The organism is Sorangium sp. So ce327, from assembly GCF_051530205.1.
Taxonomy (GTDB): Bacteria; Myxococcota_A; Polyangia; order Polyangiales; family Polyangiaceae; genus Sorangium; species Sorangium cellulosum_B.
The window spans coordinates 7,886,701-7,905,759 of record NZ_CP150330.1 but is presented as its reverse complement, the minus strand read 5'-3'; the positions used below and the strand labels follow the sequence as shown (position 1 = coordinate 7,905,759).

The 19,059-nt window shown below is 72.8% G+C and carries 13 protein-coding genes; 8 read left to right on the top strand and 5 right to left on the bottom strand.

Annotated elements, in window-relative coordinates; all coding sequences use genetic code 11:
• The first annotated feature begins 37 nt into the window (after positions 1-37).
• Both WME95_RS29520 and WME95_RS29515 read left to right on the top strand, forming a co-directional pair.
• On the top strand, positions 38-3,934 hold the full coding sequence (locus tag WME95_RS29520; protein ID WP_437902685.1) for a protein kinase domain-containing protein: 3,897 nt from the start codon (positions 38-40) through the stop codon (positions 3,932-3,934).
• A gap of 228 nt (positions 3,935-4,162) precedes the next feature.
• On the top strand, positions 4,163-5,077 hold the full coding sequence (locus WME95_RS29515; protein WP_437902684.1) for a hypothetical protein: 915 nt from the start codon (positions 4,163-4,165) through the stop codon (positions 5,075-5,077).
• 53 nt (positions 5,078-5,130) lie between these two features.
• Here the strand turns inward: WME95_RS29515 and WME95_RS29510 are convergent, their stop codons facing one another.
• From WME95_RS29510 to WME95_RS29490, 5 genes are all read right to left on the bottom strand, one after another.
• Positions 5,131-7,182: a protein kinase domain-containing protein gene (locus WME95_RS29510; protein WP_437902683.1), complete on the bottom strand. Its 2,052-nt coding sequence runs from the start codon at positions 7,180-7,182 to the stop codon at positions 5,131-5,133.
• Between the two features lie 111 nt (positions 7,183-7,293).
• Positions 7,294-7,932: a hypothetical protein gene (locus tag WME95_RS29505; protein WP_437542096.1), complete on the bottom strand. Its 639-nt coding sequence runs from the start codon at positions 7,930-7,932 to the stop codon at positions 7,294-7,296.
• A 26-nt stretch (positions 7,933-7,958) separates the two neighbouring features.
• On the bottom strand, positions 7,959-8,480 hold the full coding sequence (locus WME95_RS29500) for a hypothetical protein (protein WP_437542095.1): 522 nt from the start codon (positions 8,478-8,480) through the stop codon (positions 7,959-7,961).
• Between the two features lie 83 nt (positions 8,481-8,563).
• Positions 8,564-9,658: a fibrinogen-like YCDxxxxGGGW domain-containing protein gene (locus WME95_RS29495; RefSeq protein ID WP_437902682.1), complete on the bottom strand. Its 1,095-nt coding sequence runs from the start codon at positions 9,656-9,658 to the stop codon at positions 8,564-8,566.
• A gap of 120 nt (positions 9,659-9,778) precedes the next feature.
• On the bottom strand, positions 9,779-10,957 hold the full coding sequence (locus tag WME95_RS29490) for a PAS domain-containing protein (protein ID WP_437902681.1): 1,179 nt from the start codon (positions 10,955-10,957) through the stop codon (positions 9,779-9,781).
• A 356-nt stretch (positions 10,958-11,313) separates the two neighbouring features.
• Between WME95_RS29490 and WME95_RS29485 the strand changes: the two genes are divergently transcribed.
• The 6 genes from WME95_RS29485 (at position 11,314) to WME95_RS29460 (ending at position 18,969) form a co-directional block, all read left to right on the top strand.
• Positions 11,314-12,213 (top strand): 1,4-dihydroxy-2-naphthoyl-CoA synthase, encoded by a 900-nt coding sequence (locus WME95_RS29485; RefSeq protein WP_437542090.1) that lies wholly within the window; start codon positions 11,314-11,316, stop codon positions 12,211-12,213.
• Between the two features lie 266 nt (positions 12,214-12,479).
• On the top strand, positions 12,480-14,375 hold the full coding sequence (locus WME95_RS29480; RefSeq protein ID WP_437902680.1) for a glycoside hydrolase family 9 protein: 1,896 nt from the start codon (positions 12,480-12,482) through the stop codon (positions 14,373-14,375).
• Between the two features lie 276 nt (positions 14,376-14,651).
• Positions 14,652-16,580 carry a DEAD/DEAH box helicase gene (locus tag WME95_RS29475; protein ID WP_437902679.1) on the top strand — a complete coding sequence of 643 codons (1,929 nt, stop codon included), beginning with the start codon at positions 14,652-14,654 and terminating at the stop codon, positions 16,578-16,580.
• A 102-nt stretch (positions 16,581-16,682) separates the two neighbouring features.
• Positions 16,683-17,084, top strand: coding sequence for a DUF4398 domain-containing protein (locus tag WME95_RS29470; protein WP_437902678.1), 402 nt, complete (start codon positions 16,683-16,685; stop codon positions 17,082-17,084).
• Positions 17,085-17,101: 17 nt separating this feature from the next.
• Complete coding sequence (locus WME95_RS29465; RefSeq protein ID WP_437902677.1) at positions 17,102-18,073, top strand: OmpA family protein; 972 nt, start codon at positions 17,102-17,104, stop codon at positions 18,071-18,073.
• A 53-nt stretch (positions 18,074-18,126) separates the two neighbouring features.
• Positions 18,127-18,969 carry a CPBP family glutamic-type intramembrane protease gene (locus WME95_RS29460; RefSeq protein WP_437542081.1) on the top strand — a complete coding sequence of 281 codons (843 nt, stop codon included), beginning with the start codon at positions 18,127-18,129 and terminating at the stop codon, positions 18,967-18,969.
• The last annotated feature ends 90 nt before the right edge of the window (positions 18,970-19,059 follow it).

The following is a 19,059-nucleotide window of genomic DNA, read 5'->3' as shown; positions in this document are numbered from 1 at the left end:
AGATGGCTTTATCCCGCCGCCTGGTGAGCCTGACACCGTGGAGCGCGCGGCGCCCGTGATCGAGGGCTTCTCGCCGCTCGGTCCGCTCGGACATGGCGGCTTCTCCGACGTCTGGGGCGCGCAACAGGACTGCGATGGAGCGCCTGTCGCCATCAAGGTAGGGAGGCACGCGGCGTGGAACCTGCGCGAGCGGTTCCGGCGGGAGGCCGCGCTGCTCGAGCGCGTCGGCGTGCCGCACGCTCCGCGGCTCGTCGCCTGCGGCGAGCTCCCCGGGGGGCGGCCTTATCTCGTGATGGAGAGGCTCTTCGGCCAGACCCTCGCCGAGGAGCTGGCGGCGCTGCGCGCGCCGCTCGATCCGGAGCTCGCCGCCGGGCGCGCGGACGCGATCCTCGCCCTGATCGAGGCGGCGCACGCGCGCGGCGTCATCCATCGCGATCTCAAGCCGGAGAACCTCTTCCTCATCGCCTCGACCGGGCGCGCGGCGCTGCTCGATTTCGGTCTGGCGCGGCTCGCCGAAGGCAGCGAGCCGCCGGCGGTGTCCGCCGGCGTGACGCGCGCCGGCGACGTCGTGGGGACGCCGGAGTACATGGCTCCGGAGCAGCTCCGGGGCGACGCCGCGCGGATCGACGCGCGCGCGGACATCTATGCGTTCGGCGTGATCCTGTTCGAGCTGCTCACCCTGCGCCCGCCGTTCGTCGGCGGCGAGACGGCCGTCGAGCACGGCCACCTGGCGCTGCGCCCCCCGCGCCCGAGCGATTTCGCGGACGTCCCCGAGGGGCTGGAGGCGCTGACGCTCGCCTGCCTCGCCAAGGACCCGAGCCGCCGCCCGGACAGCGCCGCCGCGCTCCGGCTGACCCTGCACGCCTTGCGCGCGCGGCCTCGCGCCGACTCGATCCCGCCTCCGTCCGCGCCGCGATCGCAGCGGCAGGACGACGGCGCCGCGGCGGCCGTCGCCGAGGGGCGGCAGCCGGTCGCGCTGCTCTTCGCGGAGGGCGGCGCCGTGCCGGTGATCGCGGCGATCGGCGGCCGCCGGGGGTTCGTCGCGCGGCAGCGAGGGCAGCGCTGCCTCGCCGTGTTCTCCGCGAGGGACGTCGACGATCCGGCCCGCGCAGCGCTGGCCGCGGCGCGCGATCTCGCGCTGAGCGGCGGCGTGCGCGTGGCGCTGCACCTCGCCAGCGTGCGCCTGCGCAGGATCGCCGGCGGGCTGCACGCCGCCTACGGCGCGCCGGTCGAGCGCCCCGAGGCGTGGTTGCCGGCCGAGCCCTGGGGCGGGCTCGCGATGACCGAGGAGTTCGAGCGCGCGCTGCCCGACGACGAGCTCGCCCCCACGCCGCCGGGCGACCCGGAGAGCCTGCGCGAGCCGGCGCTGCTCGGCCGCGACGACGTGCTCTCGGCGCTCGCGGCCAGCGCGACCGACGCCTTCGACGGGACGTGCCCCGGCCTGTTCACGCTCATCGGCGACGCCGGTCTGGGCAAGACGCGCCTCGCGGCCGAGGCGGCCAGCATCGCCGGCGTGCCGGTCCCGGACGCGCGCGTGGTGGCCGCGCGCGCGCTCCACCCCATCCACGGCGGCGCCGCGCAGGCCGTGCGCGCGCTCCTCTGCGTCGCGCTCGACGCGCCGAGGGAGAGCCCCGGAGACCCGCGGCAGTTCTGCGTGGAGCGGCTCGGCGAGACGCTCGGCGGCGCGACGTGGGAGGCCGTCGCCGCGGCGCTCGGCTGGGCGGGGCCCCGCGGGGGGCGCCTGTCCGGGGAGGCCCGCAACGGCCTGATGCTGGCGCTCGCCGAGGCGCTCCGCCGCGGGGCGCGCCGCGGCCCCCTCGCCGTGATCCTCGACGACGCCGACCAGGCGGACGACGTGCTGCTCGACGCGCTCGAGTACGCAACGCTCGACGGCGAGGGCACCCCCCTCTGGGTGGTCGTGACCGCGCGCCCCCGCTTCGAGCAGGCCCGTCCCAGCTGGGGTCAGCGCAACCAGCGCCACACCCGCGTGACGCTCGCGCCCCTCGCGGAGGAGGCGGCGATGGATCTCGCCTCGCGCCTGCTCTTGCCGGCCGAGTACCCGCCGGCGGAGATCCTCCGCCGGCTGGCCGACTGGGCGGGCGGCAACCCGGATTGCCTGCGGCAGATCGTCCGGTCGCTCAAGCGGGCGGGCGTCGTGCGCCGGCGCGCCGGCGGCGGCTCGTACGTGGCGACCGCGGAGGTCGAGGCGCTGCCGCCCGCGCCGGCGTGGCAATGGCTCGCGGCGCAGAGGCTCGACGATCTGCCGCCGGAGCTCGCGACCTGCGCCCGGGTCTGCTCGGCGCTCGGCATGTCGTTCGATCGCGCCGAGCTCGAGGCGGTGCTGGACGGCCTGGATCGCGCGGGCGGCGCCGGAGCGATGGTCGACGCGGGCTTCGGGCTCGCGGCCCTGGTCGAGCGGCGGATCCTGCTGCGCGACGGAGAGGGCCCCGGCGGCGGCGGCGTGGACGACCGGCACGCGTTCCAGAACGCGGTCCTCCAGGAGGCGGTCTACGAGATGCTCGACCCGGCGCACCGCGCCGCGATCCACCGGAGCGCCCTCGCGTACTGGCGAGCGCAGGTGGCGGCCGGCTCGACCGGGGGCCTCCGCGCGCTCGCGCGCCACGCGGCCGTGTGCGGCGAGCGCGCCGAGGCGGCCGACGCCTACCTCGCGCTCGGCGATCTCGCGTCCGCGCGGCACGACGCCGTCGAGGCGGACCGGCGCTACGACGCCGCGCTCCAGATCGCCGAGCAGGGCGACGCGCCCCGGCGCGCGCGCGCGCTCGCGGGCCGCGGCAGGAGCCGGTACCGGATGTGCCGCGTCCGGGAGGCGCGCAGCGATTTCGGCGAGGCGCTCGCGCTGGCCGAGGCGCTCGGCGACGCGCGGGCGAGGGCGGGCCTCCTGCTCGAGGACGCGACCGTGCTCGACTGGGCCTTCGAGTTCGAGGCCTCGGCGCGCCGCGTGGAGGAGGCGCGGCCGCTGGTCGACACGCACGCGCGCGCGCAGGGCTCTCCCGAGCTCGCGCTGCGCCTCCGGGTCGCCGAGGCGCGCACCTCGTGGCGGCGGGGGAGGACCGAGGAGGCCATCGCGGAGCTCACCGCGTGCGCCGATCGCGCCGCGGCGTCGGGAGACTACGACGCGCGCGTCCCTGCCCTGATCATGCTGTCGTTCCAGCTCGCGAGCGCGGGTCGCCGCGACGAGGCCGAGCGCGCCTTCGAGGATCTGATCGCCCTGGTCACGGCGGCCGGCGATCGGTTTCACCTCTGCGGGGCGTACATCAACCGCATCGCGCTGTGGGCCTGGCGGTGGTCGCTGCCGGGCGCGGTCGGCGACCTGCGCCGCGCCGTCGATCTCGCGCGCGAGATCGGCAATCCGTGGCTGGAGAAGATGGCGTCGTACAACGTCGCCGTGCTGCTCCACTGGAGCGACAGGCAGCGCGAGGCGCTCGCGCTCCTGCGGCGCGCCCGGTGGCTGGAAGAGCAGGCCTCCGAGCGCCCGATGCCCCAGACGGCGATGCTGCTCGCGCAGATCCACCTCGCGCTCGACGAGTACGAGCAGGCCAGCCAGCTCGTCCAGTGGATCCAGCGATCCTGCGCCCTCGAGCCGGGCGACCTCACGGAGTTCAGCTTGCTCGAGCTCGTGCTCTCCGAGGTCGGGCTCCGGCCGGCACCTCCGTCGTCTCTCGCGTGGGGCGAAGCGATCCGGCTGGTGAAAGAACAGTCGATCGCCGAGCAGACGCTGATGTTCCTTTACTGGCGTGCTCGCATGGCGCTCCGTCGCGGACACCTGCGTGAGGCGGAGGAGGCGCTCGCGAGCGCGCGGGAGCACCGCGGGGAGAGCCCCCTGTGGCTGTCCCGCTTCATCGAGCTGGAGCGCGGGTTGGCCGAGGCGGAGAGATCGCGGGCTCCGGACGCTCATCCACCCGTGCCGGACTGAGGTGAGCCTGTCGCGATAGGGTTTGTTCCGTGTCGTGCTCAGGCGAGTCCGTACTTTCCCACAACCCTTTCACGCAATCCTTTTACACAACCAACGTGTACCGATTTTCAGCATTGCGCGCCTTCCTGGAAGATGGGAGACTGCCAATTTAAGAAAGATCGATATTGCTGGTCGATGTCTGGTCCTGGCCCTGCGCCTGGCTGCGCGACCACCTCGGAGGAGAGCCGAATGTCATCGACCCGTTTCATCGCGGTTGGTCTCCTTGGCGCCGGTGTGTTCACGGCGGGATGCGCCGCCCCGTCGGACACCGACCCCGACGCCCCGTCCGACGCCGATCCCGTCGAGACGGCGGAGCTGCCATTACGGAGCACTGCGGTGCCCATCGGATGCAATGGCCTGCTCCCCAGCGACTTCTGGGCGCCGGAGAACCGCACAGCGCTCCGCGCGCTCGGCCAGCGCGCGCTCGCCGGCGCCAACGACGTCGTGGCCCCGACGGCGCTGCTCGGCACCTCCGGCGGAAAGAGCGTGCTCGACTACACCGTGCGCTGCGCGCTGTCCTCTGACCAGGTCGTCTACGGTCCGGACGGCCGTGCGTTCCACGGCTCCTTCGGGTTCGCGCCCGAATGGACCGAGCGTGCGCTCACCCCCTCCGAGCAGCGCTGGGTCTCGGCCTGCATCTTCCAGCACCTGAACGGCACCGGCGAGCATGTGGAGTTCTTGCCGCAGGGCAGCCACTCGGCCCTCGATGGCCCTTTGAACGAGGAGCCCTACACGGAGTTCGTCGTCCACGACGCCACGATGTACGGGAACGCGTTCCTTTCTGGGGCCATCGCCGGGTATGCCTGCATCGATCCCGATCTCTCGGGGGAGCTCTCGGCGCTCTCGCTGAGCTGCCCGCTCGATCTCAGCCTGCTCTCGCTGGAGCGGCTCTGTGGCCACGTGCCGACGTGCGGTATCGCCTTCCTGGGGCTCTGCGACCTGACCTGCCTGGAGGACGTCACCGGCAACCAGACGTGCCACACGCTGCCGCTGCTCGGACCGCTCCTGGGACCGCTGCTCGGGCCGAGCTACTCGGAGACGATCCGGAGCGAGGTGCGCGACAGCGATCTCCTGCCGCTCTACAACGGCTGCGGCCTGCTCTGAGCGGCGCCGCCGCGGCGGCGCCCGGCTGAAAGGGGGCGCGCCGCGCGCGCCGGTCACGTCCCGAGGCGCGTCTTCAGCTGCTGAATCGCGTCGGCGATCGCCTTGTCGTCGCGGAAGCAGCACGGATCGGTCCGCCTGCACCGCGCGCCGTGCAGCACCTGGAGCTCGAAGAGCATGCGCTCGTCCCCCTCGGCCGCGGCGCGGCCGAAGAGCGCCCGCTTGCCGCCGCAGCTGGCCCTGCGGAACGCGAAGAGGACGCGGAGCGCGGGGGTCGCGCGCGCCATCACGTCGGGCCGGGCCAGGATCTCGCTGGCGCGCCGGGCCGCCTTGGTGCCTCCGCGCGCGCGCACGAGGTCGAGCAGCACGTCCAGCCCGCCGCTGCCGAGCCGGTTCGTGAGCAGGTCGAAGACCTCGTCCGCCGCCGGGTTGTCTTCCTCGAACCCGATCCCCGCCACGGTGGAGAGCACCTCTTCGCGCAGGCCCCGGCTCAGGGCGAGCTCCGGATCGGCCTCGGCGAGGGCCAGCAGCGACCGCGCCCCGAGCACCCAGTTCCTTGTCGCCACCGCCCGGCTGAGCTGCGCGCGCGGGCTCGGGGCGCTGCGGGCCTCGTCCTCGGGCGCCGCGCTCGCCGGCGCGGGAGGGGGCGGCGCTGCCGGCGCCGGCTCGACGGAGGCGATGGCGGGCGCCTCCGTGGTCGCCGTGGGCCGCCGGACGACGAGCCAGAGCGCGACGCCGATCGCGAGCGCCGCCAGGGCCGAGAGCGCCGCCGCGACGGGCACCCAGCGCGCCGAGGCCGTGGGCCCGCGGTGCGCGCGCGCGAGCAAGGTCGCCCGGGGCCCCGGCCAGGCAGACGGCGCCTGAGCCCTGGGCGCCGCCTTCGCAGCCTGCTCGGCGGCCCCGCCCGCCGCGTTGGCTCCGCCCGCCATGGCCTGGCCCGCCGCGGTGCTCGCGCCTGCTCCCGCCACGGCGCCCCCGCTCGCCGCGATGCTCCCGCCCGGCGGGGCCTGCCCAGCCGCGGCGATCCCGCCCCCTGCCGGCGCCGTCGGCGCCGCCGAGCGAGCGATCGCCGCGAGCCCCTCATCGAGCGCCGCGATGGCGTCGGCCGCCGTCTGGAAGCGGAACGACGGATCGTGCTCCATGAGCCGCATCACGGCCTGCTGGACCTCGTAGGGCACCTCCAGATCCGGAGCGCGCGCGCGGAGGGCCGGCGGCCCTCCGGGCCCCTGCTGCTTGAGCCGCTCGACCACGTTCTTCGTGTCGAAGGGGTGCTGTCCGGTGAGCATCTCGTAGAGCACGAGCCCGAGCGCGTACAGATCCGCGCGCGCGTCCACCGCGTCCATCCCGCGCAGCGCCTCCGGCGCGAGGTACGCGAGCGTGCCGAAGACCTCGCCGGCGCTGGTCAGGGCGGGGCTCGGCGTCGCCGTCTTGCGGCTCTGGCTGGACAGGAGATCGACGTTCACCTTCGCGAGCCCGAAATCGATGAGCCTGACCTGATCGTGCGCGTCGAGCAGGACGTTCTGGGGCTTCACGTCGCGGTGGACGATGCCCTTCTCGTGCGCCGCCGCGAGCGCCGACGCGATCTGACGCGCGATGCGGAGCGCCCGCGCGGGCGGGAGCCGTCCCCCCGAGATCGCCTCCTTGAGCGGCGTGCCCTCGACGTACTCGAGGACGAGGAAGAACGACGCGTCGTCCAGCTGACCGAAATCGATGGCGGCGACGACGTTCGGGTGCCGGATGTGCGCTCCCGCGACGGCCTCGCGCTCGAACCGCACCACGAGCTCCGGCATCCGCCGGGCGAGGGGCCGGAGCAGCTTGATCGCGACCTGCTTGCGGAGGTGCACCTGCTCGCCGCGGTAGACGGCGCCCATCCCGCCCTCCCCGATGAGCTCGTGGACGCGGTAGCGCCCCGAGATCAGGCTCCCGATCAGCGGGTCGCCGCCCGCGCTCCCGGCAGCCGCCGCCTCGATCGCCTCGATGTCCTCGGTGAGCGCCGAGCTCGAGAGCTCCTCCATGGGCTGCGCGGCCGGCGCGCCGAGCCTCGGGACCGTGAGGTCCTCGACCAAGGCCGAGCCGAGCGTCTCTTCGGATCGCGGCGTCTCCGGCATGCGGCGCAGGATATCAGGTCGGCCGGCGTCGCGGGGAAGCGGTGAGGAGGCGCTCTACGCGCGGGAGGGGCGCGGGGGCGCGCGACGCGGGCGTCCGCGAGCGCGCGAAATTCACAGGAGGAACGAGACGCCCACCGAGAACGCCGGGTATCCGAGCCGCATCGTGAGCGTCACGTTCTCCGTGAAGTGGAAGCGCCCGCCGACGAACAGGGCCGGTGAGACCCCGAAGACCCCGTTGCGGCCCACGTCGCCGAGATACAGCGACAGCCCCGGCTCGCCGAAGACCGACCACTTCCGGTGAAGCCAGAAGTTCCACTGCATCACGACCGAGCCGAACACGTAGTCCGAGGGCCCCCCGTACCGGTCGACCTCGGTGCAGACACGCGTGCCCGCGGGCCCGTTCTCGAAGCGGGTGCACTCGCCGCGGTAGTCCCCGTCCCCTCCGTAGTGGATGCCGTCAAGGCCAAAGCCGATCCCGACCGAGTCGTTGATCCGCTTGATGAAGCCGTCGGGCGCGATGTCGATGGTGACGCGCATCCCGGCGCCAAGGCCGTTCCCGGCGCCGGGGCCGCCGAGCGGCTCGAACGGCGTGAGGAGGAGGTGCGGCTCCAGCTCGACCTTGTAATCGGGGCGATCGCCGGGGCGCTTGATCGTCATCTGCGCCTCGCCGACCTCGGTCCACCCGATCGTCAGCGCCGCGAACGAGAGCGCGGCGGCCATGAGGCGCGGCGCGCGAAGCTGCGATGTCATCGCTCTCTGCATCGGTCTCGGTCTCCTCAGCATCCGCCGCACGAGCGCGAGCCGTTCGGGCACATGACCGCAGCCTCGCCGCCGGGGCAGGTGACGCGGCACTCGCCGCCCACGTTGTCGCAGAACACCTCGCATGAGCCCCGGCACTCGACCTCGCAGGTCGCCACGTTCCGGCAGGTCACGACGCTGCCCGAGCCGACGCTGACGCCGCACCGGCTCGTGTCGTGGCACTCGTACCGGCAGTCGCGATCGCAGATGGCCCCGCACGCCGTCGTGTTATGGCACCGCAGATCGCAGTCGTCTCCGCAGGAAGCCGAGCACTCGTCGACGTCGAAGCACTCGAACGAGCACCCGTGCTCGCAGACGGCGCCGCAGCGATTCATCTGGAAGCAGCGCTGGTCGCAATCGTCACCGTCGCAGCCGAGGTAACACTCGTCACCCTGGGAGCACTCGCACGCGTCGCCCTCCACGCAGCCGCCGTTGTTCCAGCAGCTCGCCAGGCAGAGGCTCGCGAAGAGCGTCAAAAAAGTCAGTGCATAGAAGCGCATGGCCGGGGCAGCATACCCGAGCCTCTCGGAAATTGTCACCAAATCCGCGAAGGTACGCGCGGTGCTACGCCTGAGGGCCCGGCTCACCACCGTGTCCAGCGAGAGATTCGCCGCACCCGGGTATACCGCGTATTGTCGTTCGCGAGCCGGGCCTGATCCGCGATGTGCGTGCCGAGGTGGGGACCCCAGCCGCCGTCGTCGAACGGCGCGTCCCCGTCCGCGCCGAGGTTGTATTCCCAGCACTGCGCGTAGTGCTGCGTGACGTTCAGGGCTGCGATGGCGCAGTTGTTATCGGGGGCAGTGTCACCGTCGTGATCGCCCGACGACCACCCCGAGAGGAAATGGGAGAAGAAGACGTCGGCGTCCCCGGAGACGTGCAGGGGGCGGAGGAGCTTCATGGTCGTCGTGTCGATGCCCTCGGCGGTCGCCCGCATGACCTCCGCGACGGTGCCCTTGATATCCGCGATCTCGTCGCGGTACTCCCGGCCGACGAGGTAGAGGGAGCCCCTGTAGAAGTTCCGCTCGAGCGCCGGCTCGCCCTTGGTCCCGAGCCGCTCGGCGTACGGGATGTCCCAGAACGACAGCGTCGTTCCCTCCGCCGAACCGACGCTGTTGTAGACGAGCGCCCACCCTCCTCCGTCCGTCTCCAGATCGCACACCACGGGGAACTCGGGATCTCCGCCGGCTCCGTCCAGATCGAGGGTGTACACGCCGCTCGGCAGGCCGCGGGGGACGTCCGCGCACCGGCGGTAGGCGCACCCCTTGTTGCTCGCGCCGTCGCAGTCCTCGTCCTCGGCGGTGTCGCAGCGCTCGGCGGCGGGCAGCACCTCTCCGGTGCACGGGCCGAACCCGTTCCCTTCCTCGTCGCAGATCTTCACGCCGGCGCGGCAGGCTCCGCGGTTCAACGTGGCGGGCAGGCCACCGTAACAGGCCTCCTGGCGACCGGGCTCGCACCCGCTCCCGCCGCTCGACGCAGAGCCGCCGCCGACGCTCGAGGCAGAGCCGCCCTCGCCGGCGCTCCCGGCCGAGCCGCCGGCGCTCGACGCCGAGGCGCTCCCGCCGCCTCCGGCGTCGTCGTCTCCGAACCTCCGCACCCTGGTCGAGCAGGCCGACACGGCGGTGAGCAGCGCGATGGCCGCGCAGCAGGCTCCTGCGACCGAACCTTGGCCGAGCGACATGCGACCTCCGGGGACACGAACACACGCCACGCGGCCTTATACACCAGGCCCCCCGGCGCGCGCATCCGCCCCGCGCGCTCGGCCGCTCCGCCGCTGCGCGCCGGCACGTTTCCGACGCTTTTATTGGGCGAGTGCCCGTGGCGCGCCCTGGTCGCTTTGCAGCGCAAAGGCGATGGCGCTCTGGAGCGTGCTCTTGGTCAGGAGGCCCGCCAGATCGAGCGAGAGCCCGACGAGCGTCTGCGCCACCGCTGGCCGGATGCCGGTCAGGATCGTCCGTGCGCCGAGCAGCTGCAGCGCCTTCGCGGTGTCGACGAGGCCGGCGGCGACCCGCGTGTCGATCTCCTTGAGCCCTGTCACGTCGAGGATGACCGCCTGAGCCTGGGTGGACTGGACTCCAGCGAGCGCGGCCGACATCACCTGATCGATCCGCTCCGAGTCCATCTGGCCCACGAGGGGCATGACCATGATGCGATCGGTGATCGGGATGAGCGGCGTCGACATCGCCTGCATCGTGTCGCGGAGCCGCGCGAGCGTCCGCTCCAGCTTGTCGAGCAGGTCCCTGTACGGCGTGACGTCGTGGGCGGTGCCATAGACGAGGCGGCGCGACGGCTCCTCCGCCGCGTCCAGGTGAGCGGTCCACGCGAGCCACCTGTACGAGCCGTCCTTGCACGCGTACCGGTTGTCGAACTTGATGGTCGTGTGGCCCTGGAAGAGCGCGGCGGCCTCGGCGAGCGTGGCCTCGCGGTCGTCGGGGTGGACGAACTCGATGAACGGCTTCGCGATCATCTCCGAGGGGGACCAGCCGAGGGTGCGCTCCCAGGCCGGGTTGGCGTGGCGGAAGTACCCCTCTGCGTCCAGGGTCACGAGCAGGCCCACGGACACCCGGAACAGCTTCTCGTAGACCGTGGTCAGCTCCGCCGCCTGCGTGAGCTGCGCGGTCCGCTCCCGGTCGCTCGTCAGGTCGAGCGCCGTGGCGACCATGAGCCGTTCCGAGGGCGCTTCGTCCATGTCCACCCGGGCGGTCCAGCCGAGCCACCGGTACGAGCCGTCCTTGCACACATAACGGTTGTCGAACCGGCCGTTCGCGCGACCCTGGAAGAGGGCGGTGGCCTCGGCGAGCGTGGCCTCGCGGTCGTCGGGGTGGACGAGCTCGATGTAGGGCCTGGCCCTGAGCTCGTCGAGGGACCAGCCGAGGGCATGCTCCCAGGAAGAGCTCAGATCACGGAAGTAGCCACGCGCGTCCGCGGTGGCGAGGAGTCCTGACGAGATCTGGAAAAGTCGTTCATAGCTCAAGCCCATGTCGTCCCCCTCGCGGGCAGGCGGAGCGCGCCCGCCTTCGAGGCCGCCCGCCATCAGCGATTCTCCTGTCCGAACGCCGGCGAGCGCCTCGCGCGCCGCCTGGCCAGAGCGCGCGCGCGCAATCCCCAGGCGGCGCGACGTCGACCTCCCCGCGCGTCGAAGCCTGCTTGTCCACGAGAACGGCTTATGTGTCAAGGGTATCGGGAGGCTGGGTAGCGGGCGTGCTGGGCCGGCTGCGCCAGAGGGACGCCCGGGGCCGGCGAACACGCGCGCGCCCGGAGGTCGCCACTGTCATGTCGCCGAGGTTGCCAGCCCACGATGAGGCGAGTACGGTCCGCGCCCCAAAGGAGTGGGCCATGACCGTCTCTGCGATTTTCAACCCGGCGCGCTGGCGTGAGGTCGATGGGTTCTCGTTCGAGGATCTCACCTATCACCGCGCCGTGGACCAGGGCACCGTCCGCATCGCGTTCAACCGCCCCGAGGTCCGCAACGCGTTTCGTCCCCGCACCGTCGATGAGCTGTACACCGCGCTCGAGGACGCGCGCACGACCTCGGACGTGGGTTGTGTGCTGATCACCGGCAACGGGCCTTCGCCGAAGGACGGCGGCTGGGCGTTCTGCTCGGGCGGCGATCAGCGCATCCGCGGGAAGGACGGGTACAAATACGAGGGAGAGAGCGCGGGGCAGGCCGACCCGGCGCGGCTCGGCCGGCTCCACATCCTGGAGGTGCAGCGGCTCATCCGGTTCATGCCCAAGGTCGTCATCGCGGTGGTGCCCGGCTGGGCGGCGGGCGGCGGCCACAGCCTCCACGTGGTGTGCGACATGACGCTGGCGAGCCGCGAGCACGCGATGTTCAAGCAGACGGACCCGGACGTCGCGAGCTTCGACAGCGGGTATGGCTCGGCGCTGCTCGCGCGGCAGGTCGGGCAGAAGAAGGCGCGGGAGATCTTCTTCCTCGGGCTCGATTACACGGCGGAGCAGGCGGCGGCGATGGGGATGGTCAACGCCGTCGTCCCTCACGCGGATCTCGAGGAGGAGGCGCTGCGGTGGGGCGCCATCATCAACTCGAAGAGCCCGACCGCGATGCGGATGCTGAAGTACGGCTTCAACCTGCCTGACGAGGGGCTCGTCGGACAGCAGCTCTTCGCCGGCGAGGCGACGCGGCTCGCCTACGGCACCGAGGAGGCGAAGGAGGGTCGAGACGCCTTCCTGGAGAAGCGCCGCCCGGACTTCACCCGTTATCCCTGGCACTACTGACGACCACGCGTCGCCCGCTCCCACGCCCGGAGCCCACAATCGCGCTTGACACCGACATCGACTTCATCGATGGTGACGGCGCTGTAAGATTCCGTGTGCGCCGTCTGGCCGCGCGGCTTCAACTTTACCTGGAGATACGCATCATGCTTTGTCTTTTGGCTGCAAAGTCGGCTCGTCGGGAGCGTTCCTGGCTGTGTTTGGGTGGGTCTCTTCTTCTGGCGCTCGCGGGCGGCCTCACGGTTGTTGGCTGCGGCGACGATAGCCCCTTGGACGGCGCGGGCGGCGCGGGGGCTTCCGGCGGCGCGGGTGGCGCTGGCGGCGCGGGGGCTTCTGGCGGCGCCGGCGGCACGGGTGGCACGGGGGGCACGGGTGGCACGGGGGGCACGGGGGGCACGGGGGGCGAGGCGCCGATCGAGACGGTGCCGCCGTCGGGCACCGAGCTGATCCGCGTGAACCAGGTCGGGTACCTGCCGGCCGCCGCCAAGGTCGCCACGGTCGTCGCCGAGGCCGACAAGCCGCATGCGTGGGAGCTCGTGGACGCCGGCGGCACGGTGGTCGCCAGCGGGGCGACCCGCGTCGTGGGCGATGACGCGAGCTCCGGCGAGCACGTGCACACCATCGACTTCAGCGGCTTCACCACCCCCGGCGAGGGGTACACCCTCCGTGTCGGGGAGGTGTCGAGCCACCCGTTCGACGTGGGCTCGACCATCTACTCTCAGATGAAGTACGACGCGCTCGCGTACTTCTATCACAACCGCTCCGGCATCGAGATCCTGGAGCAGTACGTTGGCCCGGACCACGCGCGCCCGGCGGGGCACCTGCCGGACGAGGCCCCTTGCGGCGCGGATATCGGCTGCACGTACACGCTCGATGTCACCGGCGGGTGGTACGACGCCGGCGATCACGGCAAGTACGTTGTCAACGGCGGTATCTCCGCCTGGACGTTGCTGAACCAGTACGAGCGCTTCGTCGCGCTCGGGTCCACGGCGGACGACTTCGGCGACGGCAAGCTGAAGATCCCCGAGAACGCGAACCAGATCCCCGACCTCCTCGACGAGGCCCGGTGGGAGATCGAGTTCATGCTCGCGATGCAGGTGCCGGAGGGCCAGGCGAGCGCGGGCATGGTGCACCACAAGATCCACGACCTGGAGTGGACCGGCCTGCCGCTGCCGCCGCACGAGGATCCGCAGCCGCGCTTCCTGCGCCCGGTCAGCACGGCGGCGACGCTCAACCTGGCCGCCACCGCGGCCCAGGCCGCGCGCATCTGGCGCGAGCTCGATCCCACGTTCTCGGCCCAGTGCCTCGAGGCCGCGACGCGGGCGTGGACCGCGGCGAAGGCGAACCCGAAGGTGGTGCCGGACGAGAGCGGCGTCGTGGGCGGCGGCGGCTACGGGGACGCCGAGCTGAGCGACGAGTTCTACTGGGCGGCCGCCGAGCTCTTCCTCACCACGGAGGGCGCCAGGTATCAGGCTGAGCTCGCGGCGTCGCCCTACAACGAGGAGCTCGGCGGCGTGGACGGCACGTTCAGCGCCATGACGTGGGGGCAGGTCGACGGGCTGGGCGCCATCTCGCTCGCCGTTGTCGAGGCCCAGCACGCCGCGGCGGAGCGTGAGGCGGCCCGGACGAAGCTCGTCGCCATCGCCGACAAGTACCTCGAGGTCATCGGGGCGGAGGGCTACCGGGTGCCCTTCAAGGCGAACGCGAAAGGGTATCCCTGGGGCTCCAACTCGTTCGTGCTCAACAACATGCTTGTCCTGGCGCTCGCCCACGACTTCACCGGCGAGCAAAAGTACTTCGACGGCGTGGCGTCGGGCGCGGATTACCTCCTCGGGCGCAACCCGATGGACAAGTCCTATGTCTCCGGTTACGGCGAGAACCCGCTCGAGAACCCGCATCATCGCTTCTGGGCGCACCAGGTGGACGCGTCGTTCCCGTCCGCCCCGCCCGGCGCGGTCTCCGGTGGGCCGAACTCCGGGCTGGAGGATGAGGTGGCGCAAGCGGCGCTCGACGAGACGGCCGAGCGCGCGAAGTGCGCCCCGCAGAAGTGCTACCTCGACGACATCGGGGCGTGGTCGGTCAACGAGATCACCATCAACTGGAACAGCCCGTTCGCGTGGACGGTGGCCTGGCTCGACGAGAAGGCCAAGGCGAGCGCCCAGTGATCCGGAGCGCGGCGGGTGAGGCACGCTGACTGAAACTCGGGGCTTCTGAGCCGCCAAGGACGCCAAGGACGCCAAGGACGCCAAGAAAATCTCAATAATATTGGCGTCTTCTGGCGTTCTCTGGCGTCTTCTGGCGCCCTGGCGGTTCCATCATCCCGGCAGGGCGGGGGAGCTCTCCCGCCCCCGGAGCGCAGCGCGGCCGCGCCGCGCTGCGCCACGCTCGGTACGCGATTGGCCGCGACAACCGTCCAGGTTCTGCTAGGTTGCGCGGCTTTCATGAATCCAGCCTCATCGCTCGACGCCTTGCCCGCGCCGCTCGCGGGCGCCCTCGCCCGCCGCGGCTTCACCTCACTCACCCCCGTCCAACAGGCTGTCCTCGCCCCTGAGCTCGCCGGGCGGGACCTTCGTGTCTCGTCGCAGACCGGCTCCGGAAAGACCGTGGCCATCGGCCTCGCGCTCGCCCCCCGCCTCGAGCGCGCCCTCGCCGACCGCGCCGCCGCGGCCGCGCCCGACGGCGCGCCGCGCACCGTCGCGGCTCCGGCCGCGGTGATCATCGCGCCGACGCGCGAGCTCGCCGCGCAGATCGCCGGCGAGCTCAGCTGGCTGCTCGCGCCCCTCGGCGCGCGCGTCGCGTGCGTCACCGGCGGCACCAGCTTCGGCGCCGAGGCGCGCTCGCTGCGGCGCGACCCCCTTGTCATCGCCGGGACGCCCGGCCGCCTGCTCGATCACCTGGAGCGCGGGACCCTCGACCCCCGCGGCGTCCTCTCCCTCGTGCTCGACGAGGCGGACCAGATGCTCGACCTCGGCTTCCGCGACGACCTCGAGGCGATCGTCGGCAAGATGCCCGAGGATCGCCAGACCCACCTCGTGTCGGCCACCTTCTCCCGCGAGGTCCGCGCGCTCGCCGATCGCTTCCAGCGGGACGCGGTGAGCGTCGAGGGCACGCGCCCCGGCGCCGCGAACGGCGACATCGCCCACGTCGCCCACCTCGTGCTGCCGGCGGAGCGCGACGCGGCGGTCGTGAACCTGCTGCTCCTCGCGCCCGGCGAGCGCACGCTCGTCTTCGTGCGCACCCGCGAGGGCGCCGCCGAGCTCGCCGACAAGCTCACCGCGCTTGGCTTGCCCGCGCGCGCCCTGAGCGGCGACCTCGAGCAGCGCGAGCGGACCCGCACGCTCGACGCGTTTCGCTCGGGCGCCGTCACGACCCTCGTCGCGACCGACGTGGCCGCGCGCGGCATCGACGTCCCCGAGGTCGGGCGCGTCATCCACGCCGATCCCCCGGGCGATCCCGAGATCTTCACGCACCGGAGCGGCCGCACCGGCCGGGCGGGCCGCAAGGGGACGAGCGTGCTGCTCGTCGCGCCGTTCGCGCGAGAGCACGCGCTGAGGCTGCTCCGGCGCGCGCGCGTCGAGGCCACGTTCCGGCCGGCGCCGTCGCCGGACGACGTGCTCCGCGCCGCCGACGAGCGGCTCGCCGCCGAGCTCGCCCCGGCGCGCCGGGAGGGCGCGGCCTCGGGCGACGCGGTCGCGGGCGATGCCGTCGCGGTCGACGCGGCCTCGGTCGACGCGGCCGCGGTCGACGCGAACGTGCGCGCCCCGCGCGAGGCGTCCGGCCCCGCGCCCGAGGCGCGGCACAGGGAGCTCGCCGCCCGCCTGCTCGCGGACATGGACGCGACCGAGCTCGTCGCGGCCCTCCTCGCGCGGGCGAAGCACACCGGCCCCTGCGCTCCGCAGCCCGTCACCGCCGTCGCGCCGCCCCGCTCCGAGCCGCATCCGTCGCGCGCCCGGCCGCCGGCGCCGCCCTGGTCCGGGGCGCCGTCGCGCGCCCGGCCGCCGGCGCCGCCCTGGTCCGGGGCGCCGTCGCGCGCCCGGCCTTCCGCGCCGCCCTGGTCCGAGGCGCCGTCGCGCGCTCGCCCCGCCGCTCGTCAAGGCAACGGGGAGCAGCCCCCGCGCCTCCCCTTCGTGCCCTTCCAGGTCAACTGGGGGGAGCGCCACGGCGCCGACCCCCGGCGCCTGCTCGCGCTCGTGTGCCGCCGCGGCGGCGTGTCGAGCCAGCAGATCGGCGCGATCCGCATCGGCTCCACCGCGTCCGTCGTCGAGGTGGCCTCCCCGGCCGCGCCCGAGTTCGCGCGCGCGGTCAACCAGCCCGACGCGCGTGACGCGCGGATCCGCATCGTCCGCGCGAGCTCGATGCGCGTCGAGTAGCGCCTGTCCCGGCGCGGCGGACCGAGGCAGACGGCCGAGATCGCTCGCAATGACAGGGGTTTCCTGATTTCTCGGAGACCTCGGGTGTTGTACAACGGCCGGGTGAACCGAAGCCCGATCAACAAGCCACCCCTACGCCGCCTCGCGAGCCCGGCCGCGGTGCTCGCTGCAGTGCTCGGTCTTGCGCTCGCCGCGTGCGGCGGCACCGTGCCTCCGCCGAACGACCAGCTCGCCTCGTCCCAGGCCGCCATCCGCGCGGCCGACGAGATGGGCGCCGGGTCCGACCCGCAGGCCACCCTCCACCTGAAGCTCGCGCGCGAGCAGCTCGAGAAGGCCAAGCAGCAGATGCAGGCCGAGGACAACGAGTCCGCCACGCGCCTCCTCCAGCGCGCCGAGGCCGACGCCGAGCTCGCGCTGGCGCTCGCGAAGGCGCGCTCCACGCAGGCCGAGGCGCAGGAGGCGCTGAAGCAGGTCGAGAAAATGAAGCAGACGGGGGTCAAGTGAAGCGAGAGGTGATGCTGATGGCTTCCCTGGTGAAGAACCCGTCCTGGCCTGCCCGGTCTCTCGCCCTGTGCGCCGCGCTCTACGCGGCGTCGGGGTGCGGCGCGGCGGTCCCGCCGAAGGAGCTCGTCGACGCCCGCGCGAGCTACAGGCGCGCCGCGGAAGGCGCCGCCTCGCGCCTCGCGCCCGCCCAGCTCGACACGGCGAAGCAGGCGCTCTCCCGCGCCGAGGGGGCGTTCGGCGAGGAGCCCGAGGCCCCGCAGACGCGCGATCTCGCGTACATCGCCGACCGCAAGGCCCAGGAGGCCGAGGCGGCGGCGGCGATGCTGCAGGCGCAGCGCGACAAGGCCGCGGCCGAGGACGCCTTCAAGGACCTCTCGCAGCAGCAGCTCGCCAGCGCGAGGGAGGCGCTGCACAGCGGCCAGCAGCAGATCGAGCGCGAGCGGCACGCGCGCGCCCAGGCCGAGACCGCGCAGCAGCAGGCGGAGAGCGCGCGGCTGCAGGCCGAGAGCGCGCGCACCGCGGCCGAGAAGGCCCGCCAGGAGGCCGAGGCGGCGCGGCGGGAGGCCGAGCGCGTCGCGAACGCGGCGCTCGCGAGCCTCAAGGAGATCGCCGCGGTGAAGGAGGAGAAGCGCGGCGTGGTCATCACGCTCTCCGGCGCGGTGCTCTTCGCCTCGGGCAAGTCCGAGCTCCTGCCGATCGCCAAGGAGAAGCTCAGCCAGGTCGCGGCCACGCTGAAGGACCAGGGGTCGCCGCCCATCAGGATCGAGGGGCATACCGACTCGACCGGCTCCGCCCAGGCGAACCGCAAGCTCTCGCTGGAGCGCGCCGACTCCGTGAAGGCCCACCTCATCACGGCGGGGCTGCCCGGGGACAAGATCGCGACCGTCGGCCACGGGCCGGACCGCCCCGTGGCGGAGAACACGAGCACCGAGGGCCGGGCCAACAACCGGCGCGTCGAGATCATCGTCAATCCCACCACCCAGCAGTAGAAGCGCCCTGCCCCACGTTGTGTCGGGGGCGCCGGCGGTGATAAGCACGGCGCGTGATCGGACGCTTTTTCCGCCGGATCTGGCAGGAGTACGTCATCGACCTGCGCGATCGGCTCGACGCCGAGGCGGCGCAGCACCGGGCCACCACGCCCGCGGGGGAGGTCACCCGCCGGATGGTGTGCGTGTTCCTCACCGTCATCGGCGTGCTCATCTTCGTCCGGTTCGCGGGCAACGAGAACGACACGCGCTGGATGGTCGATGGCCTGCGCGCCGTGGGCCTCGACGGCGCCGCGGCGAGGCTCCACGACGCGCTGAACACGTCGCCGGATCGCCGCTTTCACCAGCGGATCGTCTGGGCGCTCGGCCGCCTCGTCGGTTATCTGATACCGACCCTCGTCGTCGCGAAGCTCGTGCTGCGGGCGCCGATCCGGAGCTTCGGCCTGCGCGTCCGCGGGACGGCGCGGCACCTGCCCGTCTATGGCTTCCTCTTCGCCGTCATGGCGCCGTTCCTCTTCGCCGCGTCGCTCTCGCCGGCCTTCCAGGCGAAGTATCCCTATTACAAGCTCGCGCCGGGCGAGGGCCCGTGGCCCTGGCTCTGGGCGTGGGAGGCGCTCTATGCAGCGCAATTCGTCGCGCTCGAGTTCTTCTACCGCGGCTTCTTCCTCCACGGGATCCGCCGCGCGCTCGGCTACTCGTCGATCTTCGCCATGATGGTGCCTTACGCGATGATCCATTTCGGCAAGCCGCTGCCCGAGGCGCTCGGCTCGGTGCTCGCCGGGTTCATCCTCGGCACGGTGAGCCTGAAGAGCGACTCCATCTGGGGCGGCTGCGCCATCCACGTCGTCGTCGCGACGTCGATGGACCTGCTCTCCCTGTGGCATCAAGGGCGCCTGTGACGACGCGCGGCCGCCGCCTCGCCGCGTAGCGCAGGCGTCTCGCGGCTGGCTGCGCTGCGTGCTCGTCGCACGAACTTCATTTTCCGCCGG

Coding starts and splice junctions, on each gene's coding strand:
- WME95_RS29515 (WP_437902684.1), top strand. CDS start 4,163: ATGTCATCGACCCGTTTCATCGCGGTTGGTCTCCTTGGCGCCGGTGTG.
- WME95_RS29510 (WP_437902683.1), bottom strand. CDS start 7,182: ATGCCGGAGACGCCGCGATCCGAAGAGACGCTCGGCTCGGCCTTGGTC.
- WME95_RS29505 (WP_437542096.1), bottom strand. CDS start 7,932: ATGACATCGCAGCTTCGCGCGCCGCGCCTCATGGCCGCCGCGCTCTCG.
- WME95_RS29500 (WP_437542095.1), bottom strand. CDS start 8,480: ATGCGCTTCTATGCACTGACTTTTTTGACGCTCTTCGCGAGCCTCTGC.
- WME95_RS29495 (WP_437902682.1), bottom strand. CDS start 9,658: ATGTCGCTCGGCCAAGGTTCGGTCGCAGGAGCCTGCTGCGCGGCCATC.
- WME95_RS29490 (WP_437902681.1), bottom strand. CDS start 10,957: ATGGGCTTGAGCTATGAACGACTTTTCCAGATCTCGTCAGGACTCCTC.
- WME95_RS29485 (WP_437542090.1), top strand. CDS start 11,314: ATGACCGTCTCTGCGATTTTCAACCCGGCGCGCTGGCGTGAGGTCGAT.
- WME95_RS29475 (WP_437902679.1), top strand. CDS start 14,652: ATGAATCCAGCCTCATCGCTCGACGCCTTGCCCGCGCCGCTCGCGGGC.
- WME95_RS29465 (WP_437902677.1), top strand. CDS start 17,102: ATGGCTTCCCTGGTGAAGAACCCGTCCTGGCCTGCCCGGTCTCTCGCC.